Raw genomic sequence first — 25748 nt, 5'->3', positions numbered from 1 at the left:
AGAGGGAGCACGCAGTTCCTGCCTGCGCGTCAGCGCGGACGGATGAAGCCGACGATGTCCTTGGTGATGCGCATGGTCTCGTCGGCGATGCCGCGGGCGCGGTTGGCGCCGTCGGCAAGGACCGCGTCGACATGGCCGGGATCGGCGACCAGCTTCTTCATCTCGGAGGCGATCGGCGCCAGTTTTGCGACGCAAACCTCGACCAGCGCGTTCTTGAAGCTGGAGAACTGCCCGCCGCCGAATTGCGTCAGCACCTCCTGCTTGGAGATGCCGGCCAGCGCCGCGTAGATGCCGACCAGGTTGTCGGCCTCGGGGCGGGTTTCCAGACCCTTCTCTTCCGACGGCAGCGGCTCCGGATCGGTCTTCGCCTTGCGGATCTTCTGAGCGATGGTGTCGGCGTCGTCGGTGAGGTTGATGCGCGAATTGTCCGACGCATCCGACTTCGACATCTTCTTGGTGCCGTCGCGCAGGCTCATCACCCGCGTCGCGGGCCCCGTGATCAGCGGTTCGGGCTGCGGGAAGAGCAGGCCGTCGGCAAATCCATGTCCACGAATTGAATCGCCGAAATCGTTGTTGAACTTCTGCGCGATGTCGCGGGACAGCTCCAGATGCTGCTTCTGGTCCTCGCCGACTGGCACATGGGTCGCTCGGTAGAGCAGGATGTCGGCAGCCATCAGCACCGGATAATCGTAGAGGCCCACCGAGGCGTTCTCGCGATCCTTGCCGGCCTTCTCCTTGAACTGCGTCATGCGGTTCAGCCAGCCGATCCGCGCGACGCAGTTGAAGATCCAGGTCAGCTCGGCATGGCCGGCGATCTGGCTCTGGTTGAACACGATGTGCTTCTTGGCGTCGATGCCCGCAGCGATGAAGGCCGCGGTGACCTCGCGGGTGTTGCGGGCGAGCTCGGCCGGGCCGCCCCAGACCTCGACGCCCTGCGTGATCGCATGCATGTCGACGACGCAATAGATGCAGTTGTGGGTCTGCTGCATCTTCACGAAGTTGACGATGGCGCCGAGGTAGTTGCCGAGGTGCAGATTGCCCGTCGGCTGGACGCCTGAGAAAACCCGTTCAACGAACGCCATGGTCTAATTCCCGGAAATGGCTAGTTTTGCCGCGTCGTTTGCCACTTAAGCTCTGCGCGCGCAAGTCAGGCGGGGCGCCTTTGCCTGACGGCGTTAACCGCCTCGCGCCAGCCGGTGACGCCGAAAAGCTGCAAGAACAGCCCGTAACCGGCGATACCTGCCGCGATCAGCACGAGCAGGGAGGCCGCCTGCACGAAACCGTGGCTGCCGGCTGACGGCAGCGTGCCCTTTGCGAGCCAGAGCAGGGCGCCCATCGCGAGCGCCGCGGCCAGGATGCGCGGCAGCCGGCGGCGCGCGTCGGCATCGATCGAGAAGCCGAAGGTCGCGGCCCCCTTGCGGATCAGCGCCAGTGCGTTGCTCCAGGCGCCGAGCGCGATGCCTGCGGCAATTCCGCTCGCACCGAAGAGATGGCCGAGCAGGAAGGCCGCCGCGATCGCCGCCACGACCGCCTTCAGCGTCGCAAACAGCGGCGTCAGCGTGTCTTCGCGCGCAAAGAATGCCGGCGACAGCGCCTTCACCAGCACATGGGCCGGCAAGGCCAGCGTCAGCCAGATCAAGGCTTGCGCGGTTGCCACGCTATCCTGGGCGGTGAACGCGCCGTGCTCGAACAGCATACGCACGATCGGCTCGCTCAGCACCATCAGGCCGAGCGTCGCCGGCAGCGCCAGTCCGACCGAAAGCTCGAGGGCACGCGATTCCGCATGCGCGATCGCGCTGGATTCGCCGCTGCGCACGGCGCGCGTCATCTCCGGGATCAGCACGGTGCCCATGGCGACGCCGACAATGCCGAGCGGCAGCTCGAGCAGGCGGTTGGCGAAATAGAGCCAGGACACCGCCGACGGCGAGGTCGATGCGATCACCGCGCCCGCCACCATCAGCCATTGCGGCGCGCTGCTGGCGACCATGCCCGGGACCGCGCGGCCGAGAAAGCGACGCATGTCAGGATCGAAGGACACGCGGAGCGGCGAAGCGACCTTTGCGCCACGCAGCGCCAGCATCGACAGCTGCAGGAAGCCGGCGGCGCCGATCGTCGCCGCCATGACCAGCGCGGCCTGCGCCGGCTCCTGCTGCCGCACCAGCAGCACGGCCATCACTGATATCAGCGCGATGTTGAACAACAGCGGCGAGAACGCGGTCAGCGCGAGACGTCCCTGCGCGCTGAGCAGCGCCATCATCACGGTGACCGGGCCGGCGAAGGCGAGATAGGGCAGCATCAGCCTCGCATCGTCGACGGCGAATTGCAGCGTGTCGCGGCCGACGAACCCCGGCGCGATCGCCGCGATCACCAGCGGCATCAGCACGCCGATGACGAGCGCGGCCGCAATCACGGCGGCGCTGATGGTGCCGAGCACGCGGCCGGCAAAGGCGGTCGCCGCGGCCACGCCATCGGCATCGCGCGCCTTCAGCCAGGCCGGCACCAAAGCGGCATTCAACCCGCCCTCGGCCAGCAGCCGTCGCACCACATTCACAAGCTGGAATGCCGCCAGGAACGCATCCGCCACCGGCCCCGCGCCCAGCAGCGCCGCAATCAGGGAATCGCGCACGAAGCCGAGCAGTCGCGAGGCCAGCGTTCCCGAGGAAACCGTGAGGAAGGAGCGGAACATGGGGTCTGTATAGCAGTAGCGCGCTTTGCTGCCAGCGCCGCTGTACTAAACCCGTCATCCCCGCGCAAAGGCTTCGCCTTTGTCGCTGGAGGTGCGAGCCTCTTCGGCGAGCCTTGAAGGATGAATCGGCCAGAGTGCGGCCGCGCATCCTTCGAGACGCGCGTTCCGCGCTCCTCGGGATGACGGAACGTAGAGCTTCCCTTGCTGCCCCAAGGCCGAACGTGATAGGCCGCCACTCTTGTTGGGTGGCGTTAACACAGGGCAGGTCTATGGCTGACGCAAAATACGACATTCTTGGGATCGGCAACGCGATCTTCGACGTGCTGGTGCAGACCGACGAGGCATTCCTTGCCCGTCACGGCATGACCAAGGGCTCGATGCGACTGATCGACGAGGCGCGCGCCACCGCGATCTACAGCGACATGGGCGTGACGACCGAGATGTCGGGCGGCTCGGCCGCCAACACCATCGTCGGCGTCGGCAGTCTCGGCGCCCGCGCTGCCTATGTCGGCAAGGTCAAGGACGACCAGATCGGCAAGCTCTACGTCCACGACATCCGCGCCGCGGGCGTGACCTTCGACACCGCGCCGGCCAAAGCCGGCCCGGCCACCGGCTGCTCCTACATCCTGGTGACGCCGGACGGCGAGCGCACCATGAACACCTATCTCGGCGCCGCGCAGGACCTGACGCCGGATGACATCGATCCAAACCAGATCGCAGCCGCCAGCATTATCTATCTCGAGGGCTATCTCTGGGATCCGAAGAACGCCAAGGACGCCTTCGTGAAGGCGGCTGATATCGCGCATGGCGCGGGCCGCCAGGTCGCGCTGACGCTGTCGGATTCGTTCTGCGTCGATCGCTACCGCGACGAATTCCTCGATCTGATGCGCAAGGGCATCGTGGACCTGGTGTTCGCCAATGAGTCCGAGCTGCACTCGCTGTACCAGACCTCGGATTTCGACACCGCGCTGAAGCAGTTCGGCAAGGACACCAAACTCGGCGTCGTCACCCGCAGCGAGAAGGGCTGCGTCGTGATATCTGGCGACAGCGTCGTCGCGGCGCCCGCCTCTCCGATCGACAGGCTGGTCGACACCACCGGCGCCGGCGATTTGTTCGCCGCCGGCTTCCTGGTCGGTCTCGTGCGCAATGTCGGCCACGCGAATGCCGGCCGGCTCGGCGCGCTCGCCGCCGCCGAGGTGATCCAGCACATCGGCGCCCGGCCGCTGGTGTCGCTGCAGGATCTGGCGAAACAGCAGGGGCTGCTGGTTTAGGAGCGTCGCTGGCTTCTTTCACCTCTCCCGCTTGCGGGGGAGGTCGCAGCGCATCGAAGATGCGGTGCGGGTGGGGGCTCTCTCCACGGAATGACTCGCGGAGAGAGCCCCCACCCCGACCCTCCCCCGCAAGCGGGAGAGGGAGAAGAACGGCATCACGCCGTCTTCGCCGCCTTCAATCCCAGCCGCTGCTCCACCGCGTCGCGCATCACGAACTTCTGGATCTTGCCGGTCACCGTCATCGGGAATTCCTCGACGAATTCGACGTAGCGCGGGATCTTGTTGTGGGCGATCTGGCCCTGGCAGAAGGCGCGGACCTCGTCGGCGGTCAGCGTCTCGCCTTGCCTGATCCTGACCCAGGCGCACAGCTCCTCGCCATAGCGCTCGTCGGCGACGCCGAAGATCTGCACGTCCTGGATCTTCGGATGGCGGTAGAGGAATTCCTCGATCTCGCGCGGATACAAATTCTCGCCGCCGCGGATCACCATGTCCTTGATGCGGCCGACGATGTTGCAATAGCCCTCGTCGTCGATCACGGCGAGGTCGCCGGTGTGCATCCAGCCGTTGGCGTCGAGCACGTCGCCGGTCTTTTCCTTCTCGTCCCAATAGCCGAGCATGATGCTGTAGCCGCGGGTGCAGAGCTCGCCGCGTTCGCCGCGCGGCACCACCTTGCCGTCGAGATCGACCACCTTGACCTCGACATGCGGATGGATGCGGCCGACGGTCGAGACGCGGCGCTCCAGCGGATCGTCGGTCGCGCTCTGGAAACTCACCGGGCTGGTTTCGGTCATGCCGTAGGCGATCGTCACCTCGCGCATGTTCATCTCGGTGTTGACGCGCTTCATCACCTCGATCGGGCAGGGCGCGCCGGCCATGATGCCGGTGCGCAGCGAGGACAGATCGAAGCGCGCGAAGTCGGGATGGTCGAGCTCGGCGATGAACATGGTCGGCACGCCGTACAGCGTCGTGCATCTCTCCTGCGCGACCGTGGTCAGCGTCGCCAGCGGATCGAAGCCTTCGCCGGGATAGACCATGGTCGTGCCGAGCGTGACCGAGGCGAGATTGCCCATCACCATGCCGAAGCAGTGATAGAGCGGCACCGGAATGCAGATGCGGTCCTGCTCGGTCAGGCGCATGGCGCGGCCGGTGAAGTAGCCGTTGTTGAGGATGTTGTGGTGGGTCAGCGTCACGCCCTTGGGCGAGCCGGTGGTGCCGCTGGTGAACTGGATGTTGACGGGATCGTCGAACTGCAGGCTCTCGCCGAGCGCCGCAAGCTGCTCGCGATGGCGATCGCCGCCCATCTGCGATACCTGCTCGAACGGTATCGTGCCTGGTGCGGCCGGTCCGCCGATCTGGATCACGGCGCGCAATTGCGGCAGCCGCGTTGACCGCAAGTGACCGGGCTCCGAGCTTGCGAGCTCGGGCAGCAGCGTGTTCAGCATCTCCATATAGGCCGAGGTCTTGAAAGCGGTTGCCGTCACGATCGCGGCGCAGCCGACCTTGCCGAGCGCGAATTCCAGCTCGCTGAGGCGATAGGCCGGATTGATGGTGACGAGAATCAGGCCGGCTTTCGCGGCGGCGAACTGTGTCAGCGTCCATTCCGGCCGGTTCAGCGACCAGATGCCGATCCGCTCGCCGCGTTGCAGCCCGAGCGCGAGAAAGCCGGCTGCCAAGGCCTCGACGCGGTCTGCGAACTCGTTCCAGGTCCAGCGCACATGGTGACTGGGCGAGACCAGCGCCTCGCGCTCGCCCCAGCGCACGCGTGCGCGGTCGAGGCTGCGGCCGATGGTTTCACCGAGCAGCGGCTTATCGGAAATGCCGCACACATAGCTGTCTGCCTTGGGTGTGGGTGCCAAGATCGTCCTCCTCGTGGTCGTGTTCGCGTCGCCGCGCTTTTTTGCGCGATCTTAGTCGTTTGGCACCGATGGGACAGGCCCGACCTATGGCGGGTATGAGAAATCCCTCGCTTGCAAAAGGGTGGACAAGCGTCAACGCCCGTCATGGCCGGGCTTGTCCCGGCCATCCACGTCTTTTCGAGCGGAACCAAAGACGTGGATGCCCGGCACGAGGCCGGGCATGACGAGTTCGTGGAGTGTCGACTTCCGTCGTTCCCAGTGGACTTACGCCGCTCGCTGCCCGCTGCCGGCGTCCAGCCCGGCGTAGATGCCCTTCTCGAAGCCTGCGAAGGCTTCCAGGCTGTGCTTGTCGGCGAACGGCAATAACTGGGTCAGGATCACGCCGCAGACGTCGCGCGACGGATCGATCCAGTAATAGGTGTTGGCAAGGCCCGCCCAGGCGAGGCTGCCGGCGCTGCGGCCTTCCGGCGTCTTGGCGGTGTTGATGAGGAAGCTCAGTCCCCACTTCTTGACGATGTCGGGATAGAGGTCGACATCGTTGGTGTACATCGGCAAGGCCGTCGTCATCTTGCCGACGGTGAGCTCACCGATGTGATTCTGCCCCATGGTCGCGACCGTCTCGGCCTTCAGCACCTGGTTGCCGTTGCCTTTGCCCTTGTTGAGGATCATCTGGCAGAACTTGATGTAGTCGGCCGCGGTCGAATACAGGCCGCCGCCGCCCATGTGGAATTCAGGGTTCTGCTCGAGCTCGAACGGGATTGCCGCCAGCGTGCCGTCCTCGCCGCGGGCATGCATGCCGACCAGCCGCTTGCGCATGTCGTCGGAGATCTTGAACGCGGTATCGCTCATGCCGAGCGGCGCGAACATGTTGTCGCGCAGATAGGCATCGAGCTTCTTGCCGGATGCGGCTTCCACCGCCTTGCCGACGAAGTCGATATTGGTGCCGTACTCCCAGCGCGTGCCGGGATCGGTCATGATCGGCGTCTTCAGCGCGGCATTCAGGCAGGTGATGATGCCGGGCGTGCCGGTCTTTTCCAGATATTTGCCGAGGTTGCCGTCCCACATGTCGTAGGCGAAGCCGGCGGTGTGGGTCATGAGCTGGCGCAGCGTGATCGGCTTGTTCGCCGGCCGCAGCTGCGGCTCGCCCTTGGCGTCGAAGCCGTCAAGCACCTGCACCGCGGCGAGATCGGGCAACAGCTTGCCGATCGGCTCATCGAGCGAGAGCTTACCCTGCTCGACAAGCTGCATCGCGCCCGCCGAGGTCACCGCCTTGGTCATCGAGGCGATCCAGAACACGCTGTCCGCCGTCATGGGATCGCTCTTGGAGAGGTCGCGCTTGCCGAACGCGCCTTCGTAGATCACGTCCTTGCCGGTGGCCGCGATGGCGACCACGCCGGGAATTTCCTTTGCCTCGCTCTTCTGGCGCAATACCTGATCGATCTGAGCCTTGCTCTGCATTGGGGGCTTCCTCCGGTGGGTTTATTGTTTTGAAGTGGGCGGATCATCCTCCCGCTTTTCCGCTCCCGCAAGGCGGGCGCGATGCGACGATGTCGCGATGTCGTGAAGGCCGGGCCGCTAGAAACGGCCTTGGTCGGGAGGCGTTCACCACGCGCGCAGATTTTGCAGGGGACTCCGCGCCAGTCCCGGTGACCTCCGCCGGCGGCCACGGTAACGTGATCAAGGAATGATTTTCGTACCTGATTATTTGCATTAACGCATTCAGATCGCTGCACAAACGGTGCGGCGGATTGGACCGGATTTGACGAAAAGATTCGTCATTTCCCGCCTTGCGGGGGGCGCAGCAATGATTTCGACATGGAGTGAATGGAAGCGCTATCCGCGGCCGGGCCGCGGCGAGAATATCGAGGCGCCGATCAGCCCAGGTCTCTACGAAGTCCGCTACGCAGGTACCGGCGCACTGCACTCCTTCGAGGCCGTCGAGAATGTCGCGCGGGCGTTGGCGCTGCTGCAGACCGGCACCAAATCCTGGTTCGGTCGCCGCGATGTGCGGGCGGAGGCCGACCTCGAATACCGGACCTGCGCGACCTCGACCAAGGCGGACGCCAAGGCCGCGGCCGAGCGCATGATCGGCCGTCGTGAAACCTATATGTCCGGCGGGGCGGTCTGAGACGGAGCCGTCATTCCGGGGTGATGCAAATCATCGAACCCGGAACTCGAGATTCCGGATCTGGTGCTTGCGCACGGTCCCGGAATGACGACGTATCAGTTTCTCCGTTTTCACGATCGCGCGCGAGCCCTCAATATTGCTTGAAGCAGGGTCGCGCCCGGCGCCGGTGCATCGCAGCGGCTTTCCGCTTATATAGGCGGCGAACACCCCCAAGAAATTCAAGAAATTCCAGAAATGACAGGAGTAACGCCATGACCCCGCCCGTTGCCGCACGCGCCACGCCATCCGCAGCATCCTCCCTGCAAAGCCGCCTGAAGGACCCCTCGCTGCTGCGCGACCGCTGCTACATCGACGGCGCCTGGGTCGGCACGCCTGAATTTGCCGTCAACAATCCGGCGACCGGCGTCGAGCTGATCAAGATCCCGCAGCTGAGCGCCGACGACGCCACCAGGGCCGTCGAAGCCGCCGAGCGCGCGTTTCCGGCCTGGGCCAAGCTGACCGCCAAGCAGCGCTCCAACATCCTGCGCAAATGGTTCGACCTGATCATCGCCAACCGCGAGGATCTCGCGCTGATCCTGACCTCCGAGCAGGGCAAGCCGCTGGCCGAAGCGCTCGGCGAGGTCGATATCGGCGCCGCCTATGTCGAATTCTTCGCGGAAGAGGCGCGTCGCGTCTATGGCGAGACGATCCCGACGCAGCGTCTGGACGCGCGTCTGCTCGCGATCCGGCAGCCGATCGGTGTCTGCGGCGCCATCACCCCGTGGAATTTCCCGAACTCGATGATCACCCGCAAGGTCTCGCCGGCGCTGGCGGCCGGCTGCACCGTGGTGCTGAAGCCCGCCAACGAGACGCCGCTGTCCGCGCTCGCTCTCGTAGCGCTGGCCGAGAAGGCCGGCGTGCCGAAGGGCGTGTTCAACATCATCACCGGTGACGCGCCGCCGATCGGCAAGGTGCTGTGCGAGCATCCGGCGGTGCGCTTCGTCGGCTTCACCGGCTCGACCGAGGTCGGCAAGATCCTGTACCGGCAGGCGTCGGTCGGCGTGAAGAAGCTCGGCCTCGAGCTCGGCGGCAACGCGCCGTTCGTGGTGTTCGACGATGCCGATATCGATGCCGCGGTCGAAGGCGCCATCGTCTCGAAGTATCGCAACATGGGCCAGACCTGCGTCTGCGCCAACCGTCTCTATGCTCAGGACAAGATCTACGACGCGTTCGTCACGAAGCTGTCGAAGAAGGTCGCGGAGATGAAGATCGGCGACGGCACGGAAGCCGGCGTGACGCAGGGTCCGCTGATCAACATGGAAGCGATCGAGAAGGTCGAGCGGCACATCGCCGATGCGGTGAAGGGCGGTGCCAAGATCGTGACCGGCGGCAAGCGCTCGTCGCTCGGCCGCAGCTTCTTCGAGCCTACCGTGCTGTCGGATGTGCGCCCGGACGCGCTGGTCTCGCACGAAGAAACCTTCGGCCCACTCGCGCCGGTGATCCGCTTCAAGGACGAGGCCGACGTGATCGCGATGTGCAACGCCTCGCCGTTCGGCCTCGCCTCCTACTTCTATTCGCGCGACATCGGCCGCGTCTGGCGCGTCGCCGAGGCGCTGGAGTCGGGCATGGTCGGCGTCAACTCCGGCTTGATCACGACCGAAGTGGCGCCGTTCGGCGGCGTCAAGGAATCGGGCCTCGGCCGCGAAGGCTCGCGCCACGGCATGGATGAGTATGTCGAGATCAAATACGTGATGATGGCCGGCGTCTGATCGCCTAGCTGCGTGTCCCTTCGCCCTGACGGGCGAGGGGACGCATGCCGGTGAATCCATCGGTCGTCATTGTCGATCGCTCCGCCGCCCGCATTCGCGGTCTGCGACAATTCATTGCGACGGTTGGATGCAGCGCGCGATCGCGACGACGATCGCATCAAGAATCCCTCTAACCTCGAAGGTGGCGATTCGAAGCAAGCCGTATGCGCGCAACGCCGATTCAGCGAAAGAATAATCGAAACGCGGTATCTGCCGCATCGATGTTGTCTTGCGCGGCAGGTGTTATCCCGTCGCTTAGATGCGTTCTAGTTGGCCTCACAACGCATGCTCCTTATGCCCCGGTGGTCGCGCTCGAACCCTGATGATGTTCGAGGCGAAGCCACGAAGAATCCGGGGACCTCATGCTCGTCAGTTCAAACGCTCCACGCGCACTCCAACTCGCATGGGCGTCTGTCCTCCTTACTGCGGTCCCTTCGCTCGCCCAGTCGCCGGAGCAGCCACCCGCGAGCAGTGTTGCGCCGCTGCCCCCAGTCGTCGTCACCGCGCCACAGCATCGAGCCACGCCGGTTCGGAGGCCGACGTCGTCGCGCTCAGTGCGCTCGTCGGCATCGCGTCAGGTGAGCAGGCGCGAGCACGCGCCGCAGGCTGCGGCCGCGCCGACGGCCGGCGCGCAACAGGCGGCGTTACCCGTGCCCTATATCGGCGGCCAGGTCGCGCGCGGCGGGAAGCTCGGCCTGCTAGGCAACAAGGACTATATGGAGGCCCCGTACAGCCTGACGAGCTACACCGAGAAGACGATCCGCAATCAGCAGGCAACCAGCGTTGCGGAAGTACTGACCAATTCCGATCCGTCGGTGCGTGCTGCGATCGGCAGCAGCAATCGTTACGACGCGCTGACCATCCGCGGCTTCCGGGTCGAGAACAGCGAAATCGCCTTGAACGGACTCTACGGCCTCGTTCCAGCCTACCGCGTCAATCCGGCCCCCATCGAGCGTATCGAACTGCTCAAGGGGCCGGGTGCCTTTCTCAACGGCATGGCTCCGCAAGGCAGCATCGGTGGCACGGTCAATGTCGTGACGAAGCGGGCGGCGGAGGACATCACGCGCCTGACCGCCGGCTACATCTCGGATGGACGTTTTGGAACGGAGCTGGACCTCGCACGCCGCTACGGCGAACAGAAGGAATGGGGCGTTCGCTTCAACGGCGGGATCGACGGCGGCAACACCACGATCGATCGGCAGTCGGCGCGCAACGGCGTCGGCTCGCTCGGCGTCGACTATCATGGAGAGCGCTTTCGCTGGTCGGCGGACATCATCTCTCAGGACGACTGGATGAAGGCAGCCCAGCGCGGCTATACGCCCGTGCCCGGCATCGCCATGCCGAGCGCCCCCGATCCGCGCATCAATCTCGCGCAGCCGTTTGACTATGCGCGCTCGCAGAGCCTGACCGGCTTGACCAGGGCCGAATACGATCTGAGCAACAGCGTCACCGTGTTTGGCGCGATCGGCGCCAACCAGTTCCGTTACGACAAGCAGGAAGATCCGGGCGCGACGATTCTCAACACCGCAGGCGATGCCTTGGGTACGTCCCGATTCCAGACCGGCAAGTCGGAGGGCGCCTCCGGAGAGGCGGGTATACGCGCGCGCTTCGACGCGGGTCCCATCGGCCACGAGGTCGTCGTCAGCGGCAGCGCGCAAAACCGGACGGACTGGCTCGGCCAGACCAACTACGCGACCTACCTGACCAACATCTACAGACCGACCTTGTTGATGACCGCCGGCACACCGGTATCGATATTCCCGGAGGGGAAGTCCGGCTTCCTCGGGCTGCGCAGCGTCGGCGTTGCCGACACCATCACGACAATGGGGGGCCCGTTGCAGGTGATCGTGGGCGCGCGCCGGCAGCAGGTGATCGCGAACAGCTTCAATCCGGTCAGCGGCCTGGAAACAACGCATTACGACGACAGCGCGACGTCGCCTTCGATTGCCTTGGTGGTGAGGCCGATCAAGCAACTCTCGCTTTATGCCAACTACATCGAAGGCCTGACGCCGGGGCCGACGCCGCCCTCCGGCGCGGTGAATACCAATGCGGTGTTTGCGCCGTTCAAGACGCGACAAGTCGAGGTCGGCACGAAGCTCGATCTCGGAGGCCTCGGTGCGAGCCTTGCGGCGTTCCAGATCAGCCAGCCGAGCGGCGTGATCGATCCCATCACCAAGATCTACAGCTTGGATGGCGAGCAGAGAAACCGCGGCATCGAGCTCAATACCTTCGGCGAGGTCACGCCCGGCGTCCGCGTTCTCGGTGGCGTGACCTGGCTCGATGCCCGGCTCACCCAAACGCAGGGACATCTCTACGACGGCAATCACGCGATCGGTGCGCCCGACCTGCAGGGCAATCTCGGTGTCGAATGGGATACGCCCTTCGTGTCCGGCCTTACCGCGACGGCGCGTGTCATCTACACCAGCCGGGCCTATGTCAGTGCCGACAACGTCCAAAGCGTCCCCGCCTGGGCGACCTTCGACATCGGTGCGCGCTACGCGACCACCCTCGCGGGGCGTCCGACCACCTTCAGGGCGTCACTGACCAATCTGTTCGACAAGCACTACTGGATCGGCAATCCTACCGGCTATGTGATCAGCGGCATGCCGCGGACGCTGTGGCTTTCCATGACCGTCGATTTTTAGGGAAAGCGCCGAAAGGCCATCGCGCGCCACACGCGCGTGTGCGGTGGGCATTCCATGGTCGCGGTTCCGCTGCAGAAGATCCGCCGCCGATCTGGCGATTGCCAGTCACAGTCAGACGCCCTTGTCGTTCGGATTGGCGACGGCGTCCTTCAGTGGCGCGGTCATCGGAAAATTCAGGTTCACGTTCTTGGGCGGGATCGGCCGCGTGAACCATTTTGCGTAGAGCTCCTGGAATTCATTGCTCTTCATCATGGCGACCAGCTTCCGGTCGACCAGCGCCTTGAACTCCGGATCGCCCTTGCGAATGATCAGCCCGTAGGGCTCGGTGCGCAGGCTGTCGTCGATGATGCGCCAGTTCGCCGGATTGCGGCTGCCGGCGATCAGGCTCGCCAGCAGAATGTCGTCCATCACGAAGGCTTCGCTACGCCCGGTGGTCAGCGCAAGGAACGATGCGGCGTGGTCCGCCGTCAGGATGTTCTTGGTCTGAAAGTTCTTCTCCTGGGCCCGTGCACTCAGCAGTCCGATCGAGGTCGAGCCCGAGGTCAGCGAGACCGGCCGGCCGCCGAGATCCTCAAAGGTCTTGATCGGCGCGTCCCTCTGCACCACCGCGCGGATGCTCGACACGAAGATCGTGTTGCTGAAGGCGACGACCTTCTGCCGCTCCAGCGTATTGGTGGCGGGACCGCAGACGATGTCGATGGTGCCGTTCTCGATCAGCGGGATCTGGGTGGAGAGCTGGATCGGCTGCAGCCTGGTCTGCAGTGTCGGCAGCCTGAGTTCGGCCTTCACCGCATCGACGATCCGGGCGCAGAGGTCCATCGCAAAGCCGACCGGCTTCTGGTTGTCGTCGAGATAGGAGAACGGGACCGAAACGTCGCGGTGGCCGAGCCGGATTTCGCCGGCGTCGCGGATCTTGGCCAGGGTGCCGCCGGACGATTGGGCCTGTGCCGGAGCGGACGCTGTCACCAGAAAAGCTAGGTAGATCAGTCGCTTGGTGGCTTGATGCATCGGATGCTCGCGAACGCTGGCAATAGGATACGATAAGGTATGATTTTATACACATGGATTGCATAATCGGCAAACCGATTTTATACAATAAGTGCCATGTTGGATATCCTGGTCGCCGCCGCACAGCGAGAGAGAAGCCGGATGGAACCCGCAACCGTCACCAGCCATCGAGGCGCCGGACCCCACGGTTCCGCGCCGGACGCCGTGCGCGAGGCATTGCGGGCCGCGATCAGCTCGGGCGAGCTCGCACCCGGATTGCAGCTGCGTCAGGACGAGCTCGCCGCGCGGTTCGGGACCAGCCGCATTCCCGTGCGCGAGGCGCTGCGCCAGCTCGAGGCCGAGGGTTTTGTGACTTTCCTGCCCAATCGCGGCGCGGTGGTCTCGGATCTCTCGATCGACGAGGTGATCGAGCTGCTCGAAATCCGCATCGCGCTCGAATGCCACGCGCTGCGCTTGGCGATCCCGGCCATGGGCGAGATCGATCTCGAGGCGGCGACGAAAATCCTCCGCGCCTACGATGCCGAGCCCGATCCGGCGCAATGGGGTGCCTTCAACTGGAAATTCCATGCCACGCTCTACGCGCCGTGCAATCGCCCGCGCCTGCTCGGCATGATCGAGGCGAATTACGGCCATGTCGGCCGCTTCACCCGGGCGCTGGTGTCGCTGGCGACCGGCAAGGAGCGTCCGCAACGCGAGCATTACCGGCTGCTCGAATTCTGCCGCGACGGCGAGGTTAAGAAGGCGGTCCGGCTGCTGCGCGACCATATCGAGGAGACGCAGAAGACGCTGCGCTCGGCGCAGCGCCAGGCGCTGCGTGATGCAGGCGAGGGGCGCTCTGCCTGATCGTCGTCCAGACCTTGTGAATGATCGCGGGCCGCGCTGCGCGGCCCATGGAGAGTGCGCGTGAAGACCAATGACGTCGAAATCCTGGTGATCGGTGCGGGCATCGCCGGCATCGCCACGGCCTACTATCTCGCCGTTCAGCACAAGCGTTCGCGCGTGCTGATTGTCGATGAAGGCCAGCCGATGGCATTGACCTCGGCACAGTCCGGCGAGAACTACCGCAACTGGTGGCCGCATCCGACGATGGCCGACTTCACCAACCATTCCACCGACCTGATGGAGGAGATCGCGCGCCGCAGCGACAACCGCATCCACATGACGCGGCGCGGCTATCTCCTGGTCACGCGCGAGGAGAAGCCCGAGGAGCTGCTGCAGCAACTTCATGCCGGCTATGGCGCGCAGGCCGAAAAGCTGATCCGCCTGCACGAGGGTGCAAGCCGCGGCTACCTGGCGCCGCATTCGGCGAACTGGCAGAGTGCGCCCGACGGCGTCGACGTTCTGCTCGGCCGTGACCTGATCCAGGTGCATTATCCGAGCTTCGACAAGGAGGTCGCGACTGCGCTGCATATCCGCCGCGCGGGCGATATCAGTGGCCAGCAGCTCGGCCAGTACATGCTGGAAACGATGCGGCCGCTGGGTGCGCAATTCCAGCAGGCGAGCGTGCTCGGCATCGCGAAGACCGACCGCTTCGTCATCGATGTGCTGGCCGATGGCGCGCGGCAGACCATCAAGGCCGATATCATCGTCAACGCCGCGGGCCCGTTCGCAGCGCATGTCGCGGCGATGCATGGCGAAGAGCTTCCGATCGTCAACGTGCTGCAGCAGAAGATCGCGTTCGCCGATCGCAACCGCGCGGTCGATCGCAAAATGCCGTTCGCGATCGATCTCGACGGCCAGACGCTGGCCTGGTCCGATGACGAGCGCGAGGCGCTGGCAGCGGCACCGGAATTTTCGCGCCTGCTGGCGCCGATGCCGGGCAGCATCCATTGTCGGCCCGACGGCGGCGATCACGGCGAGTGGATCAAGCTCGGTTGGGCCTTCAACGCGGAACAGACCACGGAGCCGGTTCGCGAGCCGGAGCTGAATCCATATTTCCCCGAAGTCGTGCTGCGCGCGGCGAGCCGGCTGCAGCCGCTGCTCGCGCAATATCTCGGCGCGCTGCCGCGCGACCGTGTGCATTACGGTGGCTACTATCCGATGACGAAGGAGAATTGGCCGCTGATCGGGGCTGCGAAAACATCAGGCGTGTTCCTCGCCGCGGCGCTGTCGGGTTACGGCACGATGGGGGCCTGCGCCACCGGCGACCTTTGTGCCCGCGCCGTGGTCGGTGCGCCCGTGCCGGCCTTCGCCCGCAGCCTCTCGCTCGCGCGCTATCAGGACAAGGCGCTGATGGACCAGCTTGCGGCGAGCGAAAGCCGCGGGTTGCTGTAGCGTATCCGCGTCCTCGCTTCAGCGCCGCAGCACCGCAATCGTGCGATTGGCAAACGTCAGTCGCTCCGCCATGACCGACACGAAATAGGTCAGCAGCTTGTGGCTGAGCTCGGGGTCCTCATCGCGGATCGCGGCGAACTGGTGGGTGTTCAGCACATAGAGCACGCTCGCCATCTCGGCCTGGATGGTGGCGCTGCGCGGGGCCTGCGAGACGAGGCCCATCTCGCCGATCGTGGTGTAGCGGCCGAGGCTGCGCACCCGGGTGGAGCGGCCGTCCTCGGCGGGCACCATGATGCCGACGCGGCCGTCGAGGATGAAGTGCATGGAATCGGCGGCGTCGCCGGCGTGCACGATGACCTCGCCGGCGTCGACCTCGATGCGCTGGCAGCGCCGGATCAGCGCGTCGGCGTCGTTCTCGCTGTCGAGCATCCCGGCGAACCAGCCGCGCAGGTCGGCCTCCTCCTGCGCGAGCTCCTGGTGCTGCGCGCTGATCTGGTTCTCACACCACTCCAGCGCGCGATCGAGCTCGTCGATCACGGTAACGCCCTCGGCGATGAAATCGCTGGAGCGCAGCACCTGCTCGGCCTTGGCCGACAGATGCACCAGCACCAGCTCGACGCCGACCTCGTGCGCGCTGCGCTTGATCTGCGCAAAGCTGTAGGCCGCTGACGAATCGACGCCGGTTACGAGCTTGAAGTCGAACAGCAGATAGCGGCACTCCGGGCGCTCGCGCAGCAGCGCCTTGACGTGCTGGTACAGGCGGTTGGCGGAGCCGAAGAACAGATAGCTTTGCAGGGTCAGCCCCTGGATCTTGCCGCCATGGGCCGACAACACCTCGCGGTCGTCGCGTGAGCGATCCAGCGAGCTGCGATACTCTGAGCCGTCAAAGCCGTATTTGATCGCCTCAACCCGTGCCGCGCTGAGCGCAAAGGTGGCGCAGCCGATGATGACGCCGATCAGGATGCCGGGCACGAAGCCCCAGGTCACGATGATGACGATGATCGCAAGCAGCGACAGATATTCGGTCTGCGACAGCCGCTTGCGCGATTCGATCATCCATTTATGCAGCTGGTCGGCGCCGAGATAGATCAGGAGGCCGCCGAGCACGAATTTCGGCATGTAGCCGAGCAACTGGGGAGCGGCCGCCAGCATCAGCAGCGAGATCGCAGCGACTGTCAGCCCGACAGCCGGCCGCGCCCGCCGCTCGAGAAGTTGAGGATCGAGCGGCTGACCGAGATGCAGCCGGCATAGCCGGCCAGCGCGCCGGTCAGGATGTTGGCGAAGCCGGTGATGTTGAGCTCGCGCTCGAGATTGGCCTCGCGATGCACCGCGACCTCGATGCCGGTGGTGTTGAACAGCGTGCTCGCCGCCGTGACGAACACGACCGCGATCATGTTGCCGAGCAGGTCCGGCACCGCCGACCACGGATATTGCGCAAGCTCGGCCATGTGCCACGGCACCATGAAGGTGGATGTCGGCGGCGGCTCGAAGGTCCAGCCGGTCAGATGCGCTTCCTCGGGCGTGATGCCGATGATCCAGAATACGAGGTGCGCCACGATCACGCCGCCGATCAGGATGATCGGCAGGCCGAACGGGGTGCGCGAGCGATGCCAGGTCAGGTACAGCACCAGCGCCATGGCGCAGGCGGCGCTGAGCTCGGCGATCGTGATAATACTCGTAAAATGGAAGAGAGTGCTGACCTGCACAGGGTATCCGGTGATGACCCTGATCGCGCCCAGCACGATCAACAGGCCGGTTGCCCCGAGGAATCCGCCGACAACAGGGTAAGGCACGTAGCGGATGGCTCGGCCGAACCGTGTCAGCTCGAGGCAGCACAGCACGATGCCGGTGACGATGGTCGAGAGCCCGAGCGTGATCAGCACCGGCGCGAGCAGCGGCGCCGTCGGATTGGCGGCACTGACGCGCTCGACCAGCGAGGCCATCAGGATTCCCGTCACCGCCGCGGTGGAGGTGTCGGGGCCGGCGACCACGAAGGGCAGGGAGCTGCCGAGTGCGATGAAGGTCGCGAGCACTGCAGAGGAAATGAACGTCGCCGCCACGCCGTATGACAGATAGGGCGACAATGGCCCGGCGAAGATCAAAAGCGCGTAGGACAGGCCGAACGTGATGCCGAGCACACTGGCGGCGCTGCCGCCGAGCACGTCGTGCATGGCCCGCCGCGCTTGCGAGCCGAAATAAAGCGATCGACTAATCACGTAAAAAATGTCCTGAACTTTCGCCGCCAGTCGTAGACGAGCCCGGCGCAGGACGACAACAGGATTTTTGTGACAGTCGGTTCTCAACGCGGGCGCTTTCGCCTCTCCCGCGACAGGGAGAGGCGGTCGCGCGCGAAGCTATGTGTCAGCTCTGCCCGCCCTCATTTCCGAAGGCGCCGTGACGGCCGACGCCGGAGGCAAAGCGCGCCGCGCCCGACAGCGTTTCGCCCGAGGCGATCACCTCGAGCCCGCCGCGCATCTCGTTCCTGATCGCCTCTTCCTCGTCGAGGTCCCACTGCCGCCGCGCCGACAGCCGGTCGGCGCGCAGGCAGTTCTGCGGGAATTTCGCGATGTCCTTGGCGAGCGCAATGGCGTGGGCGCGGGTCTCGCCCTTCGGCACCAGGCGGTTCGCGAGCCCCATGCGGTGGGCTTCGACGCCGCCGACCGGGCGTCCGGTGAGGATCAAATCGATCGCCTGCGAATGGCCGATCAGTCGCGGCAGGCGGATGGTGCCGAGATCGATCAGTGGCACGCCGAAGCGGCGGCAGAACACGCCGAAGGTTGCGTCCTCGGCCACGACGCGCATGTCGGCCCACAGCGCGAGCTCCATGCCGCCGGCGACCGCAAAGCCTTCGATCGCGGCGATCACCGGCTTCGAGAGCCGCAGCCGGCTCGGTCCCATCGGCGCGATCGTGTTGTGGCCGCCGACCTCGCGCTTCTTCTCGGGATCGCCCGCCGCCACCGCCTTCAAATCGGCGCCGGCGCAGAAATAGCCGCCGGTGCCGGTGAACACCGCGACGGATGCGCTCGCATCCGCATCGAAGGCGAGAAACGCGTCATACAGCTTGCGCGCGGTGGCGCCATCGACGGCGTTGCGGTTGTGCGGACGGTTGATGGAGATGATGGTGACGGGACCGTCGCGCTCGACGAGCACGGTATCGGCATCAGGCATGGGGCGCTCCCTTCGTTTGTTGGTTGGAGCCAACCTACCGGTCCCGGTCAGGCAATGCCATCGCGAACGAAGGCCACGCGGATGGTCGGGTCGCCGATCGCCTCATGCGCGTCCTCGAAACGGACGCGGCGGGTGATCACCTCCTCCGGGTGGTAATGGCCTGCCGCAACATGGGCGACGCATTCGGGCAGCTCGGCGCGGACATTGACGCGCGAGATCTTCAACGTGACGCCGATGCCATACATGTGGCGGAGCGGCACCGGGGTCGTCTCGGCGAAGTCGCCATACATGCGCTGGCAGATGCCGTTGGGCTCGGTCGCGCGGAGCGCGAGCAGCATGCTGGCGTCGGTCGCGGCCGCATCGATCACGATCGGGAACACGCCGGGCGGCTCCATCGAGAGGCCAGCGGGCGCTTCGATCACGTCGGCACCGAGCGACTTCGCCTTGGCGAGGCGCGGCACGTGGTCGTCGAGATAGACGACGCGGCCCGCACCACGCGCCACCGCCGCCTGCACCGCGAACAGCGCGAGCGACTGGGCGAAACCGCCGATCACCAGCACGTCGGCACCGGGGCGCTGCTGCAGCCAGCGCGCCACGGCGCTGAACCCGTCGGTCGCGCCGTCGGCCAGTCCTGCGGTTTGCGACAAGGCATGGCCCTGTGGTTGATGGACCAGCATGTGATCGGCAAACGGTACGCGGATCAGGTCGGACAGGCCGCCGCCATATTCCACGCCACAGACCGGCTTCAACCCGTAGGAAGAGCGGAACGGCACCGCCGTGCAGGCATTGGTATGGCCACGCCGGCAGCGGTCGCAGACCCCGCAGCTGATCTGGAACGGAACGATGACGAGATCGCCGGGCGCGAAATTCCTCACCGCGCCGCCGATGTCGACGATGCGGCCCGCGGTCTCATGTCCGAGCGCAAACGGACCCGCGAAGCCCGATCGGCCGTGCACGATCGCAAGATCGAGATCGCAGCGCGTCACCGCGAGCGGCTGCACCAACGCGTCGCGATCGTCTTGGAGTTTCGGCGCGGGAACATCCCGCCATTCGACCTTGTTGCCGCCGATATAAGTCAATTGCCGCATCGTGAGGCTCTCCGTTTAAGTGGAGAGTGCAGCGCAGCCGATGCGCCGACAAAAGGTTTGTCTTCAACAGGGGTGAATGGGATTCACCTGACCTCCCCCGTCATCCCCGCGCAACGGCCTTGCCGTTGTCGCTGGAGGAGCGCGTAGCGCGTCTCGAAGGATGCACAGCCCCGCTGGTGGCCGTCGCCTCTTCGAGATGGCCGCGTTGCAACCTCCTCAGCCTCAGGTTGACGGTGATGGAGCGAACGCGACGACGGAGAGGTTAAACCTTCAGCTCGCTTCCCGTCACGCGGCGATACGCTTCCAGATACCGCTTGCTCGTCGCATCCACCACGCTCGCCGGCAGCGGCGGGGCGGGCGCGTCGCCGTCCCAGCGGCCGGCGCGGCGCTCAACGTCGAGATAGTCGCGCAGCGGCTGCTTGTCGAAGCTCGGCTGCGGCTGGCCGGGCTTGTAGGCATCGACCGCCCAGAAGCGCGAGGAATCCGGCGTCATCACCTCGTCGATCAGGATGATGCGGCCGTCCCGGTCGCGGCCGAACTCGAACTTGGTGTCGGCGATGATGATGCCGCGCGCGCGGCTGGTCTGCTCGCCGTATGCGTAGACGTCGCGCGCCATCTTCTCCAGTGTCGCGGCAACGTCGGCGCCGACGATCTCGCGCACCCGATTAACCGTGATGTTCTCGTCATGGCCGGCCTCCGCCTTGGTCGCCGGACTGAAGATTGCGGGTTCGAGCTTCTGGCTCTCGACCAGGCCGGCCGGCAGCTTCTCGCCGGCCAGGGTGCCATCGGCGGAATATTCCTTCCACGCCGAGCCGGAAATGTAGCCGCGGATCACGCATTCGATCGGGAACACGGTGGTGCGTTTGCACAGCATCGCGCGGCCGAGGATATCGGCGCGATGATCCTTCAGCTCAGGCACCGCGCGGATGATCTCGTCGGCATCGGCGCTGATCATGTGATGCGGCACGGTGCCCTCGAGCTGCCGGAACCACCAGGCGCTGATCTGGGTCAGCACCGCGCCTTTCATCGGAATGGTTTCCGCCATCACTACGTCGAACGCCGAGATCCGGTCGGTAGTCAGCAGCAGCACGCGGTCGTCGCCGACGGCGTAGATATCGCGCACCTTGCCGCGGCCGATCCGGGGCAGGGGCAAGTCGCTGGATAGCATCGCGGTCATGGCGTGATCTTTCTAGGTGGCTTTTCAAAATAGATGGCTTGCAAAGACGAGCGCCCGCACGCGAGGCATGCGGGCGCTCGAGGTTATCACAGGAAATAGCTCACTCCGGCAGCGGAATGAACTCGTGTTCGTGCGGAACCTGCGCGAAATGGCCGGTTTTCCAGTCCTGTTTGGCCTGCTCGATCCGCTCCTTGGATGACGAGACGAAATTCCACCAGATGTGGCGCGGCCCTTCCAGGGCGTCGCCGCCGAGGAACATCATGCGGGTTGGCCGCAGCGTCTTCACGGTGATGCGGTCGCCGGGCCGGAAGATCAGGAGCCGCGGTCCCTCGTGGCGGTCGCCCGCGATCTCGACCTCGCCGTCGACGAGGTAGATCGCGCGCTCCTCGTGATCGGGGTCGAGCGGCACCGAGGTGCCGGCCCTCGCGGTTACTTCAGTGTAGAACCAGGGCGAGACCATGCTGACCGGCGAGGTGATGCCGAACGCCGAGCCTGCGATGATGCGCGCGGTGAAGTCGCGCTCGGAGATCATCGGCAGGTCGCCCGCACCATAATGCTGGAACGACGGCGCGATCTCCTCCTTGCCCGCAGGCAGCGCGATCCAGCTTTGCAGGCCGAGCATCTTCTGGCCGTCGCGGCGCCGCACGTCGGGGGTGCGCTCCGAATGCGCGATGCCGCGGCCCGCGGTCATCAGGTTCATCGCGCCGGGCTGGATCTCCTGGATGTTGCCCTCGCTGTCGCGGTGCATGATGCTGCCGTCGAACAGATAGGTGACGGTGGCGAGCCCGATATGCGGATGCGGCCGCACGTCCATGCCCTTGCCGGCGAGATATTGCACGGGGCCGAAATGGTCGAAGAAGATGAAGGGCCCGACCATCTGGCGCTTGCCGTGCGGCAGCGCGCGGCGCACCGCAAAGCCGTCGCCGAGATCGCGGGTGCGCGGCACGATGATCAGATCCAGCGCGTCGCAGGTCTTGGGATCGCCGAGTTCGGGATCGGTCGAGGGCTGCCAGCTCATGGAAAAATCTCCTTCTCTTTTGCCGCGATCATACTCTCTATCCGTCGTCCCGGCCAAGCCAACGGGTCGGCGCGAAGCGCCGCCCGATGACAGGCTCGGCACGAGCCGGGACGACGAATTACTTGTGGCTTGCACCGGCTCTCGATGGCAGCAAGTACAAACTTGGAAACTGGAGGACGTCATGGTTTCTCTGATCAAGCCAGGTGCAAGACTGTTGCAGGTCGATGGTCCGGTGATCGAGACCGCGCGGCTCATCCTGCGGCCGTGGCGCGCATCCGATGTCGCTGAGAACACGAAAATGCTGTCCGATCCCGAGACGGCGCGCTTCATCACGCCGGATCATCAGCCGGTCACCTCGGAGCTGAAGGGCTGGCGCAACGCCGCCGTCATCTCCGGCCATTGGGCGCTGCACGGCTTCGGCATGTTCGCGGTCGAGGAGAAGTCTTCCGGCCGCTACATCGGCCGTGTCGGCCCGTATCATCCCCCTGAATGGCCCGGCTTCGAGGTCGGCTGGGGCATTGCCAAAGAGCACCGCGGCAAGGGCTACGCGGTGGAGGCGGCGCGGGCCGCGACCGATTGGGTATTCGACAACTTCGCGGTCGACCGCATCATCCATTGCATCGATCCTGCCAACGTCGCCTCGCAGGCGGTGGCGCGGCGACTCGGCGCGGTCAACGAGGGGCCGGGCAGGCTCGAGGGCGATGTGGTCGATATCTGGGTGACGACACGCCAGCGCTGGCAGCGCGAGCCATCTTGAAAAACCACGTCCGACCGACGATTGTTCGGCGATGACATCGGCTGCTTCAGATTGGGCCGCACTTGAACTCTGCCTGCGCAGCGCCGGCGTGGCGCTGCTGCTGGTGCTTGCCGCCTTGCTGCTCACTGATTTGCGCAAGGCGCTGTCCGGGCGCCTTGCGGCCGCTTTCGCGCTCGGTTCGGCCGCGCATGCGGTGACCGCGTCGATCGGTGCCGGGCCGCCGGTCTCGGACTGGCATGCGCCACTGATCGCGCTTTCGACCGGCGATATCGTGGTGTTCTGGCTGTTCACGCGCGCGCTGTTCGATGACGCGTTTCAGCTGCGCTGGTGGCACGGCCTGATCTGGGCCGCGGTCGTGGCCTACAGCTTCGTCAATTGCATGTGGATTGCACCCGCCGGTCACGCGCGGATCGCGATCATCATGGTCAATTCGCTCACGCTCGTCTTCGTTGCGCTCGCGGTGGCGCAAACCATTGGATCGTGGTCGGCGGATCTGGTCGAGCGTCGCCGCCGTGTCCGCGTCTTCATCGTCGCCGCGTCCGCGCTGTACGGCGGAATGAACGCGCTGCTTCAGATTGCCAATGCCGGCAGCCGCGTGACAGTGGAATGGGCCAACCTGATGAACGCGGCCGTGCTCACCGCCATCGTGGCCGCAATCACCTGGGCGATGATGCGCGTCGACGGCGCCGACCTGTTCACGGTGCCGGCGGAGGCCGTCGTGCCGGCGAAGCCGGCCGCGGCCGAGGAGGCGGCCGACCGCAAGCTGATCGATGCCCTGATCCGGCTGATGGCGGACGAGCGGATCTATCGTCACGACAACGTCACGATCGGCACGCTGGCGACCCGGCTGAAGATTCCCGAATATCGTCTCAGGCGGCTGATCAACCAGCGGCTCGGCTACCGCAATTTCAACGTCTTCCTCAACAACCACCGGATCGAGGAAGCCAAGGCCGCGCTCGCCGATCCCTCGCAGGCCGAGGTCCCCGTCATCACCATCGCCATGGACGCCGGCTTCCAGTCGCTCGGCCCCTTCAACCGCGCCTTCAAGGCGACCACGGGGGTTACCCCGACGGAGTATCGGAAGAAGGCGAGCGCGGTGTGACTCTTCTCCCTCTCCCGCTTGCGGGGGAGGGCCGGGGTGGGGGTCTCTCAGCGAAGTACGCGCTGTCATTTCGGGGAGAGAGCCCCCACCCGGATCGCATCGTTGGATGCGATCCGACCTCCCCCGCAAGCGGGAGGGGTGACACGAGTCCGCGGGCCCTTTGTAAACATTGCAATATTTCGAAATCGGCGAACCGAACCGAGTTCTCGACTAGTCCGCTTCCCAAATCCGGCGAGCGCCCTTGCGCACCCTGCTGCCTGATCCCGGCCACACGCTCATCGTGCCATGCCGGAGGATCCCGTGACCCGTCGAAAGCTCGTCTTCATTCTCGTCGCCACCACCGCGTTCGGTGCACTGGCGCTGTCTGCCGCCCGCGCCCGCGATGTGCCTGAGGTCGCGACCGGCTTTGTCGCCAGTGTGATCTGCTCGGAGACCTTCGTCAGCGGGCTCGACCCCAGGCGAAACCTGACCGAGACCACGGACGCGATGCCGGGCGCCGGCCTGATCACCTGGGCGATGGCCACCGAGGTCGACCTCGATCGCAAGGACGTCACCGTGACGCTGTTCGGGCTCGGCCGCAGCCATGCGGTCTATCGCGATGCGCTCGGCTGCACGCTCGACCATGGCGAGACGCTGGACGATACCGCGCTTCCGCCTTCGAGGCCGCAAGCCGCATTGCTGTCCGAGATCGCCGGCCCCGCGCTCGTCGCGCCGCAAACCCCGCAGCTTGCGGCCGCGATCGACCGCGCCTTTGCCGAGCCGGCGGAGCCGCCGTTCCGCCACACCCGCGCTGTCGTCGTGATGAAGGACGGCCGCATCGTCGCCGAGCGCTACGCCGACGGCATCAGCACCGACACGCCGCTGCTCGGTTTCTCCGCGACCAAATCGGTGATCTCGGCGCTGATCGGAATCCTGGTGCGCGATGGCATGCTTGCGGTCGACCAGCCGGTCCCGATCGCGGCCTGGCAGGATCCGAAAGATCCGCGCCACGTGATCACCGTCGATCAACTCCTGCGCCACACCGCGGGCCTCGCACTCGGTAGCTCGCTGCAGGCGTCGCTGGCATCCGTGCTCGAGCCGGTCAACCGCATGAAGTACGTGGAATCGGATATGGCCGCCTTCGCCGAGAGCGCTCCGCTGGAGAGCGCGCCCGGCCGGATCTGGAATTATCACGACGGCAACTACCTGATCCTCTCGCATCTGATCCGCAACGCCGCCGGTGGGCATGCGGCTGATGTGATGCGCTTCGCGCGTGAGGAGCTGTTCGGACCGCTCGGCATGCGCAATGTCGTGATGCAGTTCGACGCTGCGGGCACGCCGGAAGGATCGGGCGCGATGATGGCGAGCGCACGCGACTGGGCGCGGTTCGGTCAGCTCTACCTCAATGACGGGATGGCCGGTGACAAGCGCATCCTGCCTGAAGGCTGGGTCAAGTATTCCGCATCGCCGACGCCGAACGCCTGGGTCGGTATCGGCGCGGGCTTCTGGACCAATCTCGGCGACAGCTTTGGCGCAAACTATCGCGTCGAAAACGGCTGGCCGCGCGATGCCTTCTTCGCCAAGGGCACGATCGGGCAGTATGTGATTATGGTGCCGTCGCAGCACCTCGTCATCGTGCGGATCGGCCGCTCGCCGAACATGCCGCTCGAGGCGGACGGCGTGTTCGATCTGGTCCGTGACGTCGTCACAGCGACGTCGGACAAGGCTATCCTTGAAGGACGCGACTGACAGATCGTGTCGCGAGAATGCGGACGGCCGTGCAACAAACTCAGTGTCGTCCCTG

18 protein-coding genes and 1 pseudogene are annotated in these 25748 nt (G+C 65.4%); 9 read left to right on the top strand and 10 right to left on the bottom strand.

The window, feature by feature from the left end:
• Nucleotides 1-29: 29 nt before the first annotated feature.
• Nucleotides 30-1082 (bottom strand): tryptophan--tRNA ligase, encoded by a 1053-nt coding sequence (gene trpS / locus E2I15_RS29515; RefSeq protein ID WP_069278989.1) that lies wholly within the window; start codon nt 1080-1082, stop codon nt 30-32.
• 65 nt (nt 1083-1147) lie between these two features.
• Nucleotides 1148-2686: a murein biosynthesis integral membrane protein MurJ gene (gene murJ / locus E2I15_RS29510; protein ID WP_137478440.1), complete on the bottom strand. Its 1539-nt coding sequence runs from the start codon at nt 2684-2686 to the stop codon at nt 1148-1150.
• A 269-nt stretch (nt 2687-2955) separates the two neighbouring features.
• Here murJ and E2I15_RS29505 point away from each other — a divergent pair, with 269 nt between their 5' ends.
• Entirely contained in the window at nt 2956-3957 is a 1002-nt protein-coding gene (locus E2I15_RS29505; RefSeq protein ID WP_137478441.1) for an adenosine kinase, read from the top strand.
• A gap of 155 nt (nt 3958-4112) precedes the next feature.
• Here the strand turns inward: E2I15_RS29505 and E2I15_RS29500 are convergent, their stop codons facing one another.
• Entirely contained in the window at nt 4113-5813 is a 1701-nt protein-coding gene (locus E2I15_RS29500) for an AMP-binding protein (RefSeq protein ID WP_137478442.1), read from the bottom strand.
• Between the two features lie 264 nt (nt 5814-6077).
• Nucleotides 6078-7271, bottom strand: a complete 1194-nt coding sequence (locus E2I15_RS29495) for a serine hydrolase domain-containing protein (protein ID WP_137478443.1) — start codon at nt 7269-7271, stop codon at nt 6078-6080.
• Nucleotides 7272-7617: 346 nt separating this feature from the next.
• Here E2I15_RS29495 and E2I15_RS29490 point away from each other — a divergent pair, with 346 nt between their 5' ends.
• The 3 genes from E2I15_RS29490 (at nt 7618) to E2I15_RS29480 (ending at nt 12373) form a co-directional block, all read left to right on the top strand.
• A complete protein-coding gene (locus E2I15_RS29490; protein WP_137478444.1) occupies nt 7618-7941 on the top strand; it encodes a hypothetical protein in 324 nt (107 codons plus the stop codon).
• A gap of 251 nt (nt 7942-8192) precedes the next feature.
• A complete protein-coding gene (locus tag E2I15_RS29485) occupies nt 8193-9689 on the top strand; it encodes an NAD-dependent succinate-semialdehyde dehydrogenase (RefSeq protein ID WP_137478445.1) in 1497 nt (498 codons plus the stop codon).
• Nucleotides 9690-10306: 617 nt separating this feature from the next.
• A complete protein-coding gene (locus E2I15_RS29480; protein WP_210241878.1) occupies nt 10307-12373 on the top strand; it encodes a TonB-dependent receptor in 2067 nt (688 codons plus the stop codon).
• Nucleotides 12374-12484: 111 nt separating this feature from the next.
• Here the strand turns inward: E2I15_RS29480 and E2I15_RS29475 are convergent, their stop codons facing one another.
• Nucleotides 12485-13381 carry an amino acid ABC transporter substrate-binding protein gene (locus E2I15_RS29475; RefSeq protein ID WP_137478447.1) on the bottom strand — a complete coding sequence of 299 codons (897 nt, stop codon included), beginning with the start codon at nt 13379-13381 and terminating at the stop codon, nt 12485-12487.
• Nucleotides 13382-13522: 141 nt separating this feature from the next.
• Between E2I15_RS29475 and E2I15_RS29470 the strand changes: the two genes are divergently transcribed.
• Nucleotides 13523-14224, top strand: coding sequence for a GntR family transcriptional regulator (locus E2I15_RS29470; protein WP_137478448.1), 702 nt, complete (start codon nt 13523-13525; stop codon nt 14222-14224).
• A 60-nt stretch (nt 14225-14284) separates the two neighbouring features.
• A complete protein-coding gene (locus E2I15_RS29465) occupies nt 14285-15655 on the top strand; it encodes an NAD(P)/FAD-dependent oxidoreductase (RefSeq protein ID WP_137478449.1) in 1371 nt (456 codons plus the stop codon).
• Nucleotides 15656-15673: 18 nt separating this feature from the next.
• Here E2I15_RS29465 and E2I15_RS29460 read toward each other — a convergent pair.
• The 5 genes and pseudogenes from E2I15_RS29460 to E2I15_RS29440 all read right to left on the bottom strand — a co-directional run bounded on the left by E2I15_RS29460 (nt 15674) and on the right by E2I15_RS29440 (nt 22106).
• A pseudogene (locus E2I15_RS29460) lies at nt 15674-17826 on the bottom strand (SulP family inorganic anion transporter).
• 190 nt (nt 17827-18016) lie between these two features.
• Nucleotides 18017-18823, bottom strand: a complete 807-nt coding sequence (locus E2I15_RS29455; protein ID WP_137478450.1) for a crotonase/enoyl-CoA hydratase family protein — start codon at nt 18821-18823, stop codon at nt 18017-18019.
• Between the two features lie 47 nt (nt 18824-18870).
• The gene (locus tag E2I15_RS29450; RefSeq protein ID WP_137478451.1) at nt 18871-19911 is read right to left on the bottom strand and encodes a zinc-dependent alcohol dehydrogenase; all 1041 of its coding nucleotides are present in this window, start codon (nt 19909-19911) and stop codon (nt 18871-18873) included.
• Nucleotides 19912-20173: 262 nt separating this feature from the next.
• Nucleotides 20174-21088 carry a phosphoribosylaminoimidazolesuccinocarboxamide synthase gene (locus tag E2I15_RS29445; protein WP_137478452.1) on the bottom strand — a complete coding sequence of 305 codons (915 nt, stop codon included), beginning with the start codon at nt 21086-21088 and terminating at the stop codon, nt 20174-20176.
• A gap of 100 nt (nt 21089-21188) precedes the next feature.
• Nucleotides 21189-22106, bottom strand: a complete 918-nt coding sequence (locus E2I15_RS29440) for a pirin family protein (RefSeq protein WP_137478453.1) — start codon at nt 22104-22106, stop codon at nt 21189-21191.
• Nucleotides 22107-22287: 181 nt separating this feature from the next.
• Between E2I15_RS29440 and E2I15_RS29435 the strand changes: the two genes are divergently transcribed.
• From E2I15_RS29435 to E2I15_RS29425, 3 genes are all read left to right on the top strand, one after another.
• Nucleotides 22288-22863, top strand: coding sequence for a GNAT family N-acetyltransferase (locus E2I15_RS29435; RefSeq protein ID WP_137478454.1), 576 nt, complete (start codon nt 22288-22290; stop codon nt 22861-22863).
• A gap of 31 nt (nt 22864-22894) precedes the next feature.
• Nucleotides 22895-23965 (top strand): helix-turn-helix domain-containing protein, encoded by a 1071-nt coding sequence (locus E2I15_RS29430; RefSeq protein ID WP_155262623.1) that lies wholly within the window; start codon nt 22895-22897, stop codon nt 23963-23965.
• A 300-nt stretch (nt 23966-24265) separates the two neighbouring features.
• Nucleotides 24266-25693 carry a serine hydrolase domain-containing protein gene (locus tag E2I15_RS29425; protein ID WP_170991473.1) on the top strand — a complete coding sequence of 476 codons (1428 nt, stop codon included), beginning with the start codon at nt 24266-24268 and terminating at the stop codon, nt 25691-25693.
• Nucleotides 25694-25748 lie beyond the last annotated feature (55 nt).

The organism is Bradyrhizobium sp. BR2003, from assembly GCF_009720285.1.
GTDB classification, from domain to species: domain Bacteria; phylum Pseudomonadota; class Alphaproteobacteria; order Rhizobiales; family Xanthobacteraceae; genus Bradyrhizobium; species Bradyrhizobium elkanii.
Note: the sequence above shows the minus strand (reverse complement) of the source record. Positions and strands in the feature narration are given on the sequence as shown.

Coding starts and splice junctions, on each gene's coding strand:
- trpS (WP_069278989.1), bottom strand. CDS start 1,082: ATGGCGTTCGTTGAACGGGTTTTCTCAGGCGTCCAGCCGACGGGCAAT.
- murJ (WP_137478440.1), bottom strand. CDS start 2,686: ATGTTCCGCTCCTTCCTCACGGTTTCCTCGGGAACGCTGGCCTCGCGA.
- E2I15_RS29505 (WP_137478441.1), top strand. CDS start 2,956: ATGGCTGACGCAAAATACGACATTCTTGGGATCGGCAACGCGATCTTC.
- E2I15_RS29495 (WP_137478443.1), bottom strand. CDS start 7,271: ATGCAGAGCAAGGCTCAGATCGATCAGGTATTGCGCCAGAAGAGCGAG.
- E2I15_RS29490 (WP_137478444.1), top strand. CDS start 7,618: ATGATTTCGACATGGAGTGAATGGAAGCGCTATCCGCGGCCGGGCCGC.
- E2I15_RS29485 (WP_137478445.1), top strand. CDS start 8,193: ATGACCCCGCCCGTTGCCGCACGCGCCACGCCATCCGCAGCATCCTCC.
- E2I15_RS29475 (WP_137478447.1), bottom strand. CDS start 13,381: ATGCATCAAGCCACCAAGCGACTGATCTACCTAGCTTTTCTGGTGACA.
- E2I15_RS29470 (WP_137478448.1), top strand. CDS start 13,523: ATGGAACCCGCAACCGTCACCAGCCATCGAGGCGCCGGACCCCACGGT.
- E2I15_RS29455 (WP_137478450.1), bottom strand. CDS start 18,823: ATGCCTGATGCCGATACCGTGCTCGTCGAGCGCGACGGTCCCGTCACC.
- E2I15_RS29450 (WP_137478451.1), bottom strand. CDS start 19,911: ATGCGGCAATTGACTTATATCGGCGGCAACAAGGTCGAATGGCGGGAT.
- E2I15_RS29445 (WP_137478452.1), bottom strand. CDS start 21,088: ATGACCGCGATGCTATCCAGCGACTTGCCCCTGCCCCGGATCGGCCGC.
- E2I15_RS29440 (WP_137478453.1), bottom strand. CDS start 22,106: ATGAGCTGGCAGCCCTCGACCGATCCCGAACTCGGCGATCCCAAGACC.
- E2I15_RS29435 (WP_137478454.1), top strand. CDS start 22,288: ATGGTTTCTCTGATCAAGCCAGGTGCAAGACTGTTGCAGGTCGATGGT.
- E2I15_RS29430 (WP_155262623.1), top strand. CDS start 22,895: ATGACATCGGCTGCTTCAGATTGGGCCGCACTTGAACTCTGCCTGCGC.